The sequence below is a fragment of the Ruegeria sp. HKCCA4812 genome (genome assembly GCF_013034245.1).
Classification (GTDB): Bacteria; Pseudomonadota; Alphaproteobacteria; order Rhodobacterales; family Rhodobacteraceae; genus Ruegeria.
Window position 1 is genome coordinate 783,961 of record NZ_WQFQ01000001.1, and the last position, 14,970, is coordinate 798,930.

The following is a 14,970-nucleotide window of genomic DNA, read 5'->3' on the forward strand; positions in this document are numbered from 1 at the left end:
TGCTGAACATGCCTCGTGAATATTTGAAAAAGGCGACTTTAACCGCTCAATCACATGCCTCAGAGGTGCATGATACGGTCAAGACCATCCTTGCCGATATCGAGGCCGGTGGCGATGCCAAGGCGCTGGAATACGCCGTCAAGTTCGACAAGTTCGAAGGAAATGTCCTGATGACGCAGGACGAGATTGATGCCGCCATCGCACAGGTGCCGGAAAAACTGAAGGCCGATATCCGCTTTGCCCACGACAATGTCCGTCGCTTTGCCGAGACGCAGAAGGCCACCGTGTCGGACGTACAGATGGAGATCGTGCCCGGTTTCGTTGCCGGGCAAAAGGCGATCCCGGTGGATGCGGCAGGATGCTATGTTCCCGGTGGGCGCTACAGCCATATCGCCAGCGCGATCATGACGGTGACAACGGCCAAGGTCGCCGGGTGCCGTCATATCACGGCCTGTTCTCCGCCCCGTCCGGGCGAGGGCGTGGCGCCAGCGATTGTCTATGCCGCGCATATCTGCGGAGCCGACAGCATTCTGGCCATGGGCGGTGTGCAAGGCGTGGCCGCCATGACCTATGGTTTGTTCGGATTGCCGCGCGCCAATATCCTTGTGGGGCCGGGCAACCAGTTCGTGGCCGAGGCCAAACGCATCCTGTACGGCAAGGTTGGTATCGACATGATCGCGGGCCCGACCGACAGCCTGATCCTTGCCGACAGTTCCGCGGACGCCCACGTGGTGGCAACCGATCTGGTCAGTCAGGCCGAGCACGGATACAATTCGCCCGTCTGGCTGGTGACGGATGATCGCGACCTTGCGCAGAAAGTCATGGAGCTGGTTCCGGTTTTGATCGACGATCTGCCAGAGCTGAACCGGGAAAACGCCTCGGCCGCGTGGCGCGACTATGCCGAAGTCATCGTTTGTTCCGACCGCGAAGAGATGGCCGCGTGTTCCGATGAATATGCGCCCGAGCACTTGACGGTTCAGGCCGAGGATCTGGATTGGTGGCTGGATCGCTTGACCTGCTATGGTTCGCTGTTCCTGGGTGAGGAAACCACCGTGTCCTACGGGGACAAGGCAACCGGAACGAACCATGTTCTGCCGACTTCGGGTGCGGCCAGTTACACCGGCGGTTTGAGTGTTCACAAATACATGAAGATCGTCACCTGGCAGCGCGCAACACGTGAAGGATCGAAATCGATCGCCGAAGCCACCGCACGGATTTCCCGACTGGAAGGTATGGAAGGTCACGCCCGTGCCGCTGATGTGCGTCTGGCCAAGTATTTCCCGGATGAGCAATTCGATCTGACCGCTGATGGATGACCCGCGCACATTGTTTGACCTGACGGGCCGGGTGGCCTGTATCACCGGCGCCAGTTCGGGGCTGGGGCGGCAGGTGGCGCGGACACTTGCCGCGGCCGGCGCGCGCGTCGTCGGCGTGGCGCGTCGCAGCGACGCGTTGGCGCAGATGCAGGCCGAAATCGGCGAACACGCAGAAGCCGTCGTTGCTGATGTTGCGGATCGTGCCGGAATCGGCGGGCTGGTGCAGGTGATCAATTCCAAGTTTGGCGCACCGGATATTCTGGTGCATGCGGCCGGGGTCAACACGCGTGAGGCCGCCGACGAGGTGACACCTGATGGCTGGGATGCCACGCTTGCCCTGAACCTGAGCGCGCCGTTTTTCCTGAGTCAGTCGATGGTGCCCGAAATGAAAAAAAAGGGGTGGGGGCGCATCGTCAATTTCGCCTCGCTGCAAACGACGCGGGCCTTTCCGGGCGGCATTGCCTATGGCGCGACCAAGGCCGGGATCGCGCAATTGACCCGTGCCATGGCCGAAGCCTGGTCGCCCTTTGGCATTACCGCCAACGCAATCGGTCCGGGGTTCTTTCCGACCGAGCTGACCCAGGCCGTGTTTGACGACCCCCAGCGCGCGGAACGCAACGCCGCTCAAACCTGCATTGGGCGCAATGGGCAGATGCAGGATATCGACGGGCCGATCCTGTTTTTGTGCTCGAACGCGTCCGGCTATGTCACGGGGCAGGTTCTTATGGTTGATGGAGGGTTCACAGCCAAATGAAAGCACTGGTTTACCAAGGTGTGGAGCAGATGGTGTTCGGCGATGTGCCGGATGCCGAGGCGGGTCCGTCCGAGCATTTGATCCGGATCGAGGCGGTTGGCATCTGCGGGTCGGACATGCACGCCTATCTGGGCCATGATGCCCGCCGTCCGGCTCCGCTGATTCTGGGTCACGAGGCGGCCGGTGTGATTGTCGACGGGATACGAGCCGGTGATCGTGTCACGATCAATCCGCTGGTAAGCTGCGGTCAATGTGCGGCCTGCCTTGCCGGTCGGGAAAACCTGTGCCCGGATCGCCAGATCATCTCGATGCCTCCGCGCGAAGGGGCGTTTGCTCAATACGTCACCATGCCTGCCAGCAATCTTGTTGAGGTCCCGGAGGATGTTTCGTTCGCCAAAGCCGCGCTGGCGGAACCGCTTGCCGTCAGCTGGCATACGGTCCGGTTGGGGATCGAGGCTCTGCATCCTGCGATGGACGGTCGCGCACTGGTGATCGGCGGCGGGGCCATCGGCCTTGCGGCGGCATTGGCCTTGCGGGCAATGGGCGTTGACGATGTGACCATCGCGGAACCACATGAGCTGCGTCGCAACTACCTGGCGAAAATCGAAAGCTTTGCGCTGGTGGAGTCAACCAAAGGGACTTACCCGTTGGTCATAGATGCCGTGGGGTACGCTGCGACGCGGTCGGTTGCCTCGGCCATGGCCGAACCGGGCGGCGTGATCGCGCATGTGGGTTTGGGTGAGGATACCGGTGGTCTGGATGTTCGCCGGATGACCTTGCAGGAAATCACATTCATAGGGACTTACACATACACCGCCAAAGACTTTCGCCAGACGGCTCAGGCGATCTTTGACGGGCGGCTGGGGGCTCTGGATTGGATGGAAGAACGCGCTCTGGCCGACGGCGCGCAAGCGTTTTGCGATATCCGGTCTGGCGCCGTGGCCGCACCGAAGATTATCCTGAGACCCTGGGGATAGAACTGACAGAACTGGAGACCTTCATGTACGCAAAAATACTGGTCCCGTTAGCTTTGGATCACGGCATATCGCAACACACGCTGGAAATCGCACGGGCCTTGTCAGGAGAGGGCGCAGAAATAATTGCGCTGCATGTCTACGAGATGCCTCAGGGATCGGTCAGCGCCTATCTGGACAAATCGGTTGTCGCCGAAGGGTTTGAACGGGCCCGTTTGCAACTGTTGCAAAAAGTCGAAGGGCTTGAAGGGGTGACGGCCGAAATCGTCAAAGGCCATACCGCGCGGTCCATCATCGACTATGCCAGCAGCAAGGATGTCGACTGTATCGTAATCGGCTCGCACAAGCCGGACCTGAGCGACTACTTCCTGGGATCGACCGCTTCGCGCGTCGTCCGCCATGCCCCCTGTGCCGTACACGTGCACCGAAGGGCCTGAATTCCTCAATCGCGCGTCTAGCGCCCCAAACAGGACCAAAAGCTGGATCATGAACATAGACAAAAAGATCACCGACGATCTGGTGGCCAACGAAATCTCGTTTGTCACCACTGTCCCGTGCAAGCAATTGGCAGGTGTCATCGCGGAAATCGACGAGCGCGAGGGCATCTATCACATCCCGTCCAACAAGGAAGACGAAGGGATGGGCCTGTGTGCAGGGGCGTGGATGGGCGGCAAGCGGCCCGCGATCATCATGCAGAACACGGCCATTGGCGTGACGATCAATACGCTGGCGACGCTGATCCAGTATTACCGGATGCCGCTGCCGATGCTGATATCGTACCGGGGGGAATTGCGCGAACCCATTGCCTGCCAGGTTGAAATGGCGGTTCACACCAAGGCGCTACTGGCTCAGTTGAACATCCCCACCTACCACTTCCACCATCAGGCCGATGTCGAAGAGCTCGACGCGATCCTGAAATACACATTCATGTGCAACAAGCCGGTCGCCATCCTGACCGACGCCAATTTCTGGGGAGGCTATGGCGACCAATGATCCGTTCTGAAATTCTGAAGGAAATCGCCCCGATCCTGCGTGATCAACTGGTTGTCTGCAACATCGGCATTCCCAGCCAGGAGCTGCATGCCATCGACGACCAGCCCACCAACTTCTACATGCTTGGCACCATGGGGCTTGCGTCCTCGATCGGTCTGGGGCTGGCGCTGTCACAGCCGAAGCCGGTGATCGTCATCGACGGCGACGGCTCGATCCTGACCAATCTGGGCACCCTGCCAACGATCGCCAACAACGTGGCGGACAATTACATCCTGCTGATCGTGGACAATGGCTCGTACGGTTCGACCGGCGATCAGCCGACCTATGCCGGGCAAAAGACCTCGCTGGCCAAAATGGCCGAGGCCGCCGGGTGTGAGCGCGTGATCGAATGTGCCGCCGAAGACACTGGGCGCGTACTGCAAGAGGCGCTGGATGCCAAACAGATGACCGTCATCGTCAGCAAATGCGAAAGCGGCAATGCCAAGATGCCGCCGATCACGATGGATCCGGTGGTCATCCGCGACCGCTTCATGAAGGCCGTTCAGGCCTGATGGGCGCAAGCGCCATCCACAGCGCCGAGGACGCTCGCCGCCTGGCGCGGCGGCGTCTTCCGTGGATGGTGTTCGACTATATTGATGGTGCAGCCGGGGCCGAGATGGGTGCCGATCGCAATCGGTCCGCTTTGGATGCAATGACCTTGCGCCCGCGCATCCTGCGCGACGTCAGTGAAAGATCTCTGGCAACTTCCCTGTTCGACCGGCCCGCGAAACGCCCGTTTGGTATCGCGCCGATGGGCATGTGCAATTTGTCCGCGCCGGGGGCCGACTTGATGCTGGCCCGCATCGCGGCACGCCACGAGGTGCCGCTTGGGGTTTCGACTGTGGCCTCGACCGCGATGGAGGATCTGATCGTCGAAGCGGAAGGCCATGCCTGGTTCCAGCTGTATTTCAGCGGCGATGGCAGCGGCACATTCAAGCTGGTCGATCGCGCCAAGGCAGCGGGGTACGAGACACTGGTGCTGACCGTGGATGTGCCCGAGGTTGGCCGACGCCCGCGCGAGTTGCGTCATGGGTTCAAAATGCCATTCAAAATGGGGCCAAAGCAGGTGATGGATTTTGCCCTGCACCCCCGGTGGTCCTTGCCGGTCCTGCTGAAAGGCAAGCCGGAAATGGCGAATTTCCGGATGGATGGCTACGATTTCGACCGCACCGAAAGCCGCGCCAAGGCCACGTGGGAGACATTGGCCCGTCTGCGCGACCAGTGGACCGGAAATCTGGTGGTCAAAGGCGTATTGGACGCAGACGACGCGCAAAGGCTCAAGTCAGCGGGCGTGGACGCAATTCAGGTCTCAAGCCATGGTGCACGCCAGTTGGAAAGTGCGCCCGCACCAATCACGGTGCTGCCCCAGATACGCAAGGCCGTCGGTCCAGATTTTCCGCTTTTCTACGACAGCGGGCTGCGTTCTGGTGAAGACGTTCTCAAGGCGCTTGCGAATGGGGCGGACTTTGCCTTTTTCGGCCGTATCCTTCAGTTTGCAATTGCGGCCGAAGGCGAAAAGGGTCTGGCGCAGCTATGGTCGGTACTCAGCGAAGAAATCAGCATCGCCTTGGCCCAGCTGGGCGTCACGTCGCTGGACGAGGTCCGACGCAACGCCTGATGTGGTTGACAGCAATGACCCGAGGTTTCCCACGGGTCACTGAACTGTCGGTTTAACCGCGGCGCCTGCGACGCCGACCGCCACCTGCTTCGGTTTCGCCGCCGGTGTTGAAGCTTGGGTTGGGCAAAGTGACAACCTGGGCCAGTTCCGGGAACGGATCCGTCTTGTGCGGGATCGCATTGGCGGCCACGAAGTGATCCTGAAACTTCGGCTCAATGGCGGTTTCGATCTTGGTGATCTCGCGCACGACGCGCTCGATCTCGGCGCGCGATCCGATATTGCACAGCGCGATACGTGCGCCGGTGCCTGCGGCGTTGCCCGCGCTGGAGACTTTCTCCAGTGGCGCGTCGGGTATCATTCCCAGCACCATGGCGTGTTTGGTCGAGATATGCGCGCCGAACGCACCGGCCAGAACCACGCGATCCACCTTTTCGACATTCATTTCGTCCATCAGCAGGCGTGCACCTGCGTACAATGCTGATTTCGCAAGCTGGATGGCACGGATGTCACCCTGCGTGACCGTGATGCGGGGGCCACCCTCGGCGCTGGCATCGTGGATCAGATAGGCATGTGTGCGACCTTCGGGCACGCAGCGGGCAGTGCCGGTCTGTTCCGCCGATCCGATCAGGCCGCCTTCGTCCAGCAGGCCTGCGATACGCATCTCGGCCACTGCCTCGATGATACCGGATCCGCAGATGCCTGTGATCCCGGTCGTGGCGATCTCCTGATCAAAGCCGTCTTCGTCGGACCATTTTTCGGACCCGATGACGCGGAACCGGGGTTCCTTGGTAACAGGGTCAATCTCGATTCTCTCGATCGCCCCGGGTGCGGCGCGCTGGCCGGAACTGATTTGAGCGCCTTCAAAGGCAGGCCCGGTGGGCGAGGAGCAGGCGAGCACGCGGCTGGTATTGCCAAGCAGGATTTCAGCGTTGGTGCCCACGTCGACGATCAGAACCAGATCCTGCGACCTTCCGGGTTCTTCAGACAGGGCCACCGCCGCGCAGTCCGCGCCCACATGGCCTGCGATACAGGGCAGGATATAGACCTGCGCGCGTGGGTTCATGGTTGTCAGATCCATGTCGCGGGCGGGCAGGGACATGCTTTCCGACGTTGCCAGCGCAAATGGGGCCTGACCCAGTTCCACCGGGTCCAGCCCCAGCAGCAAGTGATGCATGACCGGGTTGCAGACGAACACAGTTTCCACGATCAGAGAGGCATCGATGCCTGCCTCTTCGGCAATCGACGTGGCCAGGTCATTGATTGCCTCGCGCACTGCCTTGGTCATCTCCTGATCGCCGCCGGGGTTCATCATGGAATACGAAACACGGCTCATCAGGTCTTCGCCGAACCGGATCTGGGGATTCATGAGGCCAGAGGATGCCTTGACCTCGCCGGTTTCCAGATCGGTCAGATGCGCGGCGATGGTGGTCGAGCCGAGGTCGATGGCCAGACCATACAGCCCGCCTTCATGCAGGCCGGGCCAGATTTCGACGATACGCGCCACGCTGTCCTTGTGACCTTTGTGGACCGCCACGGTGACTTCCCATTTACCCTTGCGCAGAACCGGTTGAAGTTTGGACATCAGCGTCAGGTCCGCCGTGACGGCTTCGATGTCCCACTGTTCGCGCAACGCGCGCTCGAGCCGTTCCAGATCACCGGTGGGCGAATGCATGTCGGGTTCTTCCACCACAACGAAATAAAGGCGCGTGGCCGGGTCCATCGTGATGGCACGCGCGGCTGCCGCCTTGCGCACGACCTGCCGGTGCACCTGGCTTTCGGGCGGTACGTCGATCACGACATCGCCCTGAACCGAGGCCTGACAGCCCAGACGGCGGCCCGGTTTCAGACCGCGCTTGTCGTCATAACGCTGTTCGACGGCGTTCCATTCGCTCAGCGCGTCTTCGGACACCGTGACGCCGTGCTTGGGAAATTCGCCATAGCTGGGTGTGATCTGGCACTTTGAACAGATGCCGCGGCCCCCGCAGACCGAATCCAGATCCACCCCCAATTGACGGGCCGCCGTCAGAATTGGGGTGCCGACGGGAAAGTGCCCGCGTTTGCCGGACGGGGTAAAGACGACAAGAGGGTCGGTGGTCATCAGTGACATACCTTTTCATATTCGCGCGTATGCCGGGCAAGATATGGGTTTGCGCGAAAAGGGAAAGGCCATCAGCGGCACGATCTGCACAACGAGCGTCGTTTTCTTCCACTGCATCGACAACCAGAGCCAAAGAGTTGCCCCCAAGGGCTTTTCCTTTGGTTCAATCCATGTAATAGGGTCACCGCCAAACGGGCTTTTGCATGGGGTATTCAGATGCAGATTCGTGAGGCACTTACCTTTGACGACGTTCTCCTGGTTCCGGGCGCATCTTCCGTGCTGCCGGCAACAGCGGATACGACCACGCGTGTGACGCGCGAAATCACCATGAACATCCCATTGTTGAGTTCGGCCATGGACACCGTGACCGAGGCGCGCATGGCCATTGCCATGGCTCAGGCGGGCGGCATCGGTGTGGTACACAAGAACCTTTCGGTGGAAGAACAGGCCCGCGAAGTCCGCCGGGTCAAGCGGTTTGAATCCGGTATTGTCTATAACCCGGTGACACTGCGAGTGGATCAGACATTGGCGGACGCCAACGCGCTGGTACAGCGCTACAACTTCACCGGTTTTCCGGTCGTCGACGAGCAGGGCCGCGTGGTGGGTATCCTGACCAACCGCGACATGCGCTTTGCGAACTCGGACGATACGCCGGTACACGCGATGATGACTTCGGAAAACTTGGCGATGCTACAGGAACCGGCCGATCTGGAAGAAGCCAAAAGCCTGATGCGGGCGCGCCGTATCGAAAAGCTGCTGGTCGTGGATGGTGAAGGCAAGCTGACCGGTCTTCTGACGCTGAAGGATACGGAGCAGGCCGTTTTGAACCCAACCGCCTGCAAGGACCGCCTGGGTCGCCTGCGGGTCGCTGCGGCGACGTCGGTCGGGGATGCCGGGTTCGAACGGTCCGAGCAATTGGTGGATTCGGGTGTCGACATCATCGTCGTCGATACGGCGCATGGTCATTCGCAGGGCGTGCTGGACGCTGTAAAGCGGGTCAAGACCCTGTCCAACGAGGTTCAGATCATTGCCGGAAATGTTGCAACAGGAGAAGCGACCAAAGCCCTGATCGATGCTGGTGCCGACGCGATCAAGGTGGGCATCGGCCCGGGATCGATCTGTACCACACGGATGGTGGCGGGGGTTGGTGTGCCTCAGTTGACCGCGATCAGCGATTGTGCGGCGGCAGCTGGCGACGTGCCGGTCATCGCGGATGGGGGCATCAAGTTCTCGGGTGACTTTGCAAAGGCGATTGCCGCCGGGGCATCCTGTGCCATGGTCGGGTCGATGATTGCGGGCACCGACGAAAGCCCGGGCGAGGTGATCCTGTATCAGGGCCGTTCGTTCAAATCCTATCGCGGGATGGGCAGCTTGGGTGCAATGGCGCGCGGATCAGCCGACCGCTATTTCCAGAAAGATGCAGCCAATGACAAACTGGTGCCCGAAGGCATCGAAGGGCAGGTGCCCTACAAAGGCTCGGCCAGTGCCGTGATCCACCAGTTGGTTGGCGGCTTGCGTGCGGCGATGGGGTATACCGGCTGCGCCACCATCGAAGAGATGCGCAAGAACTGCAATTTCGTGAAAATTACGGGCGCCGGTCTGAAGGAAAGCCACGTCCACGATGTTCAGATCACCCGCGAAAGCCCGAACTACCGGGTCATGTAAGCCATCCAGCAAGACACAAGGCACCCGGGAACGGGTGCCTATTTGCCACTTGGATCGGCCAGCCGGACCCATTTTCGCCAAGGTATTCCACAATGACACCCGCCGCCCGTGTTCAGGCCTCGATCGAAATTCTGGATGATATTCTGGCTGGCGCGCCGGTTGAAAAAGCACTAACCGGCTGGGCGCGGCGCAGTCGCTTCGCCGGATCCAAGGATCGGGCAGCCATTCGCGATCACGTATTCGACGCACTGCGACGCAAGCGTTCATATGCAGCGTTGGGAGGGTCCGACACCGGGCGCGGTTTGATGATCGGTGCGACCCGTGCGTCAGGCTGGGATCTGGCCGACCTGTTCACCGGCGACCGTCACGCTCCGATGCCGGTTCAGAAAACGGAAGCGGCGCGGGATTTCGCGTCCCAGGCCGAAAGATATGACATTCCGGAGTGGCTTTGGCCTCGGTTCGTTGACTCTCTGAAGGATGCCTTGGTTCCTTGTGCGATGTCATTGCAGCACCGGGCGCCTGTTCACCTGCGGGTCAACTTGCGAAAAACCGATCTTGGCGGGGCCATCGACGCCTTGAAGTCCGAGGGTGTGATCGCCCATCCGGTTCAGGTATGCCAAACCGCGCTCGAGGTGACAGAGGGGGCCCGGCGCATTGCCCAAAGCCAGGCCTATGCCCAGGGTCTGGTCGAGCTTCAGGACGCTGCAAGCCAGGCGGTCGTGGCCGCGCTGGATCTGCGGCCGGGGATGCGTGTTCTGGATTATTGCGCGGGTGGTGGCGGCAAGGCGCTGGCGCTTGCTGCGCACGAGGGCGTCGACGTGTTTGCACATGATGTGAATGCCGGTCGCATGAAGGATATTCCGACCCGGGCGGAACGAGCAGGTGCAAAGATAACCATCCTCAACTCCGATGACCTTACAGGTGTTGATCCGTTTGATGTGGTTTTGGTTGATGCGCCGTGCTCTGGCAGCGGATCGTGGCGAAGGGCGCCGGCCGGGAAATGGGCCTTGACCGAGGATCGCTTGCGGGACCTCACCGCCATTCAGGCCGGTATTCTATCGGACATTGCGCCTTTGGTGCATCCGGGCGGCCTGCTGGCTTACGCAACCTGTTCGGTTCTGAACGATGAAAACGGCAAGATCATAGACGATTTTCTGGATCAGTTTTCCCAGTGGCGGGAAACCTTCCGGAAAACGTGGCACGTTACACACGAATCTGACGGGTTCTTTACGTCGCACTTGACGCGCTGAGTTTTTGGCAAATAACAACCTTGGGTAGATCGCTGCTTTCCGAACGCCGTTAAGCGGGAATTAACCAATTTTGGCCGTTATAGCCGATACCTTTGCGCCCGAGCCGTTTATGTCTGACACAGCAGAATTTTTCAGCGACCCATCTCTTGTCCACACGCCTTCCGCATCTCGTCTATGGTCGTTGGTGGCGGTGGCATTGTTGATCAGCATTGCCCCCATGGTCGGGTTGCTGCCACCGAATTGGACCATGGGCATGATGGTCGCGGGAACTTCACTTTTGATCGTTGCACTATGCGTCGTGATCAAGGGCCAGGTCCACGCCAGACATGCGCAACAAACCACTGCCGTCATGGCCGCGTTTGCAGAACAGGAAGAGTCACCTTTCCTGATCGCAAACACCTATGGCGACGTTCTGGCGTCCAACGCATCAGCGCGGGAACAGTTCGGTGCGGCGAAAGGAGCCAGCCTTGAAAACTGCCTCAGTTCGACGTTCTCGACCCCTCAGGTGATTTTGTTGAGGTTGCAATCTCAGGCCCGATCATTCGGTCGGGCCCGCGAAGACTGCGTGATCAGGGGAAACACAAGCAGTGTAACCGTGTTTCTATTGGCTCCCGACATTTTTTGCTGGCGGTTTCAACAGTCAGAACAGGAAAGCTGGCAGTCTCTCAACCTGCCGGTTCTGACCATCGGATGCGCGGATGACGTGGTGCGCCCGAATCCGGCGGCGAAAAAGTTGCTTGGGCCGCGTTCCGGTCGGGTTCGCGACATCTTCGGTGATGCTGACCCCCGGATCGGAGCCTCAAACATCATCAAGTCACAGGACGGAATGATTTCGGTCGCTGTGACGGAACTTTCCCGATCCAGCAAGGAACGAAGCCTTGGTTTGGTGCCGCTCATTGAAACTCCGGCGCCCGGGGCCAGCACGTCTTTTGCAGATCTTCCAGTTCCGGTCCTCACCCTGTCTCCGGCGGGGGCCATTCTGAATGCCAACAGGCTGGCGAATAAGCTGCTGGGAAATGAAAACCTGGAAGGCGCGAACATAGCCGACATCATGCGGGGTATGGGGCACCCCATTCTGGATTGGCTGGCGCGGACGGCCGCGCAAGAAGACGCGCAACGATCCGAGTTTCTTCAGTTGACCCGAAAAGACAAGGAAGTCTTCGTTCAGGTCACGCTGAGCCGTGTCGTTGTCGATGGCAAGATCTGTCTGATCGCGGTTCTGAATGACGCGACCGAGTTGAAGACTTTGGAGGCTCAATTCGTCCAAGGGCAGAAAATGCAAGCTGTGGGTCAATTGGCCGGCGGGGTCGCACATGATTTCAACAACCTGCTGACGGCCATTTCCGGGCACTGCGATCTGCTGTTGTTGCGTCACGATCAGAATGACCCGGATTATGGGGATCTGGTTCAGATCAACCAGAACGCCAACCGGGCCGCTGCGCTGGTCAGCCAGCTTCTGGCATTCTCGCGCAAACAGACTCTCAGGCCCGAAGTTCTGGATTTGCGCGACACGATCTCGGATCTCATTCACTTGTTGAACCGGTTGGTGGGCGAGAAAGTTCTACTGACCCTCAGCCATGATCCGGTGTTAAAGCCGGTTCGGGCGGACAAACGGCAGTTGGAGCAGGTGTTGATGAATCTTGTCGTCAACGCGCGCGATGCCATGCCTGACGGGGGCGAGATCCGTATCGAGACCGAGGTGTTGAAGCTGTCGCAACCGCTCAGCAGGGACAGGGCGACCGTCCAGCCCGGCGAATACGTTACGGTCAGGGTCATGGACAGCGGCGTGGGAATACCTGCCGACAAACTGCAAAAGGTTTTCGAGCCGTTCTATACGACAAAGCGTACGGGCGAGGGGACAGGGCTTGGGCTTTCAACAGCGTATGGTATCGTCAAGCAGACGGGCGGTTTCATCTTTGTCGACAGTACGGTGGGTCGAGGCACCGAATTCACCGTCTTTCTACCGGTTTGCACCACTGTGGCAGAGGCTGAACAGGACACTCCGGCCCAGCCCGAAGCTCAAAGCGCCCGGCAAGGAGAGGGCGTCGTGCTTTTGGTTGAAGACGAAGCGCCGGTCCGCGCCTTTGCAACCCGGGCCCTGCGGCTCAAGGGCTACACCGTGCTGGAGGCGGATTCGGCCGAGGAAGCCCTGCGGCTTCTGGAAGATCCGTCTTTGAACGTGGACGTATTCGTAACGGATGTGGTCATGCCCGGTATGGATGGGCCGACCTGGGTGCGCAAAGCTCGGGAAACACGTCCGGATGCCCGCGTGGTCTTCGTATCGGGTTACACGGAAGGTGCCTTTGGCGATTCAGAATCCGAGATCGCCAATTCGACCTTCCTGCCCAAGCCGTTTTCCCTCACCCAGTTGACCGAGGCGGTTTTCCAACAGTTGAACTGAGCACCCTACAAGGCTGCATCGTGGAGCGCGAATTCCTCTGCGTGTCTTTTGCGAAATTTCTGCCGTGTCTCGGGCGTCAGCGTCAGATCACCCGGTGGTGATACATTCTCTTGCGGCAGGTCGATCTGCATATTCAGTCGCGCTTGCAGGAAGTCGAGAATTTTGTCCTGGTTTTCGTATTTGAAAATATGCGTGGCGCCGCGACCATTGCTGCGGGTACGGAAAAACTGGCTTTGGCTGCCAACATCGGCAAAATCCGGGCGCGGGTTTGTCATATAGGCTTGCACAAACGCATCGAAACTCATGTCTCGGGTCGAATGGACGTGGCCGACCAGATCGGCGCGGCTGCGAAATCGATACCAGCTGCCCAGCCAGTCAACGGGTTCGCGAACAACTGCCAGGATCTCCATCTCGGTATCGTACATCTTCCGAAAAACGTTCTGGAAAAACCGATCATACCTGCGCACCGGAGCATGTTTGAGCTCGGGCGGATGAGTGACAACGATATCAGCGCGATCCCGCAACGCCGTGTGATAAGCCGTGCTGCCGGTTTTCGGAACGGCAAGGAAGGCAAGGCGTTCCTCATAGAAAACAAGCATTTAATTGCTCCAATTGTCATCCGGCTATGCGCGCAGATTGTCGTAAAGGACTTCTTAATACAATTGCTGAAGACTAAATCCCGTAAGTTTTTATTGAAATGTTCTTCTTTTGGTCCCATAAGGAACAAGAGGCGAACAAAGCAGCGATTGCCGCCCGATCAAGGGTGTGACAAAAGGGAAGGCGACAGGACAATGGCGGATCTTCTGACAATGAGCGACAAGAAAAACGCAGACAAGCAAAAGGCGCTCGACAGCGCGCTGGCCCAGATCGAACGGCAGTTCGGCAAAGGCTCCATCATGAAGCTTGGCGAAGGCGCCAAACAGGACATCGACGCAAGTTCGACAGGCTCGCTCGGGCTGGATATTGCGTTGGGAATCGGCGGTCTGCCCATGGGGCGCATTGTTGAGATTTACGGCCCCGAAAGCTCGGGGAAGACGACGCTGACGCTGCATTGCATTGCAGAACAGCAGAAACGCGGCGGCGTCTGCGCCTTTGTTGACGCCGAGCACGCGCTGGACCCGCAATATGCGCGAAAGCTGGGCGTTGATCTGGATGAGCTTCTGATCTCGCAGCCCGATACCGGAGAGCAGGCGCTGGAGATCACCGATACGCTGGTGCGCTCGGGCGCGGTCAACATGGTCGTGGTCGATTCGGTTGCGGCGCTGACGCCGAAATCCGAACTGGAAGGCGACATGGGTGATAGCAATGTCGGCGTTCAGGCCCGTCTGATGAGCCAGGCGATGCGGAAACTGACGGGCTCGATCAGCCGCTCGAACTGCATGGTGATCTTCATCAACCAGATCAGGATGAAAATCGGCGTGATGTTCGGCAGCCCCGAAACCACCACCGGCGGTAATGCACTGAAATTCTACAGCTCGGTCCGTCTGGATATCCGGCGCATCGGCGCGATCAAGGACCGGGACGAAGTTGTCGGCAACCAGACGCGCGTCAAGGTCGTCAAAAACAAGGTTGCACCTCCCTTCAAGCAGGTGGAATTCGACATCATGTACGGCGAAGGCATCAGCAAGATGGGCGAACTGCTGGATCTGGGTGTCAAAGCCGGTGTGGTCGAAAAGTCAGGGTCATGGTTCAGCTATGGCGACGAACGGATCGGGCAGGGGCGTGAGAATGCCAAACAATATCTGCGCGACAACAGCCGCATTGCCTTTGAGATCGAAGACAAGATTCGGGCGGCTCACGGGCTGGATTTCGACATGCCTCCGGGCGCAGCCGAGGATGATGACATCCTTGAAGCCTGACGA

At 59.5% G+C, this 14,970-nt stretch carries 13 protein-coding genes; 11 read left to right on the top strand and 2 right to left on the bottom strand.

Going from position 1 to position 14,970, the window contains the following annotated elements; all coding sequences use genetic code 11:
- Nucleotides 1–8: 8 nt before the first annotated feature.
- Genes hisD through GOW04_RS03955 form a run of 7 tightly spaced genes read left to right on the top strand, consistent with a single transcriptional unit; the run spans nucleotide 9 to nucleotide 5,694 of the window.
- A complete protein-coding gene (gene hisD, locus GOW04_RS03925; RefSeq protein ID WP_171231606.1) occupies nucleotides 9–1,316 on the top strand; it encodes a histidinol dehydrogenase in 1,308 nt (435 codons plus the stop codon).
- On the top strand, nucleotides 1,309–2,070 hold the full coding sequence (locus GOW04_RS03930) for an SDR family NAD(P)-dependent oxidoreductase (RefSeq protein WP_171204787.1): 762 nt from the start codon (nucleotides 1,309–1,311) through the stop codon (nucleotides 2,068–2,070). Before hisD ends, GOW04_RS03930 begins: the two co-directional genes overlap by 8 nt.
- Complete coding sequence (locus tag GOW04_RS03935) at nucleotides 2,067–3,047, top strand: zinc-binding dehydrogenase (protein WP_171231607.1); 981 nt, start codon at nucleotides 2,067–2,069, stop codon at nucleotides 3,045–3,047. Before GOW04_RS03930 ends, GOW04_RS03935 begins: the two co-directional genes overlap by 4 nt.
- 23 nt (nucleotides 3,048–3,070) lie before the next feature.
- Nucleotides 3,071–3,481 (top strand): universal stress protein, encoded by a 411-nt coding sequence (locus GOW04_RS03940; protein WP_171231608.1) that lies wholly within the window; start codon nucleotides 3,071–3,073, stop codon nucleotides 3,479–3,481.
- 49 nt (nucleotides 3,482–3,530) lie between these two features.
- A complete protein-coding gene (gene comD / locus GOW04_RS03945) occupies nucleotides 3,531–4,037 on the top strand; it encodes a sulfopyruvate decarboxylase subunit alpha (protein WP_171231609.1) in 507 nt (168 codons plus the stop codon).
- Nucleotides 4,034–4,588, top strand: coding sequence for a sulfopyruvate decarboxylase subunit beta (gene comE, locus GOW04_RS03950; RefSeq protein WP_171231610.1), 555 nt, complete (start codon nucleotides 4,034–4,036; stop codon nucleotides 4,586–4,588). Before comD ends, comE begins: the two co-directional genes overlap by 4 nt.
- Complete coding sequence (locus GOW04_RS03955; RefSeq protein ID WP_171231611.1) at nucleotides 4,588–5,694, top strand: alpha-hydroxy acid oxidase; 1,107 nt, start codon at nucleotides 4,588–4,590, stop codon at nucleotides 5,692–5,694. Before comE ends, GOW04_RS03955 begins: the two co-directional genes overlap by 1 nt.
- Before the next feature lie 52 nt (nucleotides 5,695–5,746).
- Here GOW04_RS03955 and GOW04_RS03960 read toward each other — a convergent pair whose 3' ends face one another.
- The gene (locus GOW04_RS03960) at nucleotides 5,747–7,792 is read right to left on the bottom strand and encodes an ASKHA domain-containing protein (RefSeq protein ID WP_171232041.1); all 2,046 of its coding nucleotides are present in this window, start codon (nucleotides 7,790–7,792) and stop codon (nucleotides 5,747–5,749) included.
- Nucleotides 7,793–8,008: 216 nt separating this feature from the next.
- Between GOW04_RS03960 and guaB the strand changes: the two genes are divergently transcribed.
- The 3 genes from guaB to GOW04_RS03975 all read left to right on the top strand — a co-directional run bounded on the left by guaB (nucleotide 8,009) and on the right by GOW04_RS03975 (nucleotide 13,108).
- Nucleotides 8,009–9,457 carry an IMP dehydrogenase gene (gene guaB / locus GOW04_RS03965; protein WP_171168056.1) on the top strand — a complete coding sequence of 483 codons (1,449 nt, stop codon included), beginning with the start codon at nucleotides 8,009–8,011 and terminating at the stop codon, nucleotides 9,455–9,457.
- Between the two features lie 92 nt (nucleotides 9,458–9,549).
- On the top strand, nucleotides 9,550–10,707 hold the full coding sequence (locus tag GOW04_RS03970) for an RsmB/NOP family class I SAM-dependent RNA methyltransferase (RefSeq protein ID WP_171231612.1): 1,158 nt from the start codon (nucleotides 9,550–9,552) through the stop codon (nucleotides 10,705–10,707).
- Nucleotides 10,708–10,816: 109 nt separating this feature from the next.
- Nucleotides 10,817–13,108 (top strand): ATP-binding protein, encoded by a 2,292-nt coding sequence (locus GOW04_RS03975; protein ID WP_171231613.1) that lies wholly within the window; start codon nucleotides 10,817–10,819, stop codon nucleotides 13,106–13,108.
- Between the two features lie 5 nt (nucleotides 13,109–13,113).
- Here GOW04_RS03975 and GOW04_RS03980 read toward each other — a convergent pair whose 3' ends face one another.
- Nucleotides 13,114–13,707 (bottom strand): sulfotransferase family 2 domain-containing protein, encoded by a 594-nt coding sequence (locus GOW04_RS03980; protein WP_171228307.1) that lies wholly within the window; start codon nucleotides 13,705–13,707, stop codon nucleotides 13,114–13,116.
- Between the two features lie 192 nt (nucleotides 13,708–13,899).
- On the opposite strand from GOW04_RS03980, the gene recA reads away from it, so the two are divergent.
- A complete protein-coding gene (gene recA / locus GOW04_RS03985) occupies nucleotides 13,900–14,967 on the top strand; it encodes a recombinase RecA (protein ID WP_152458025.1) in 1,068 nt (355 codons plus the stop codon).
- The last annotated feature ends 3 nt before the right edge of the window (nucleotides 14,968–14,970 follow it).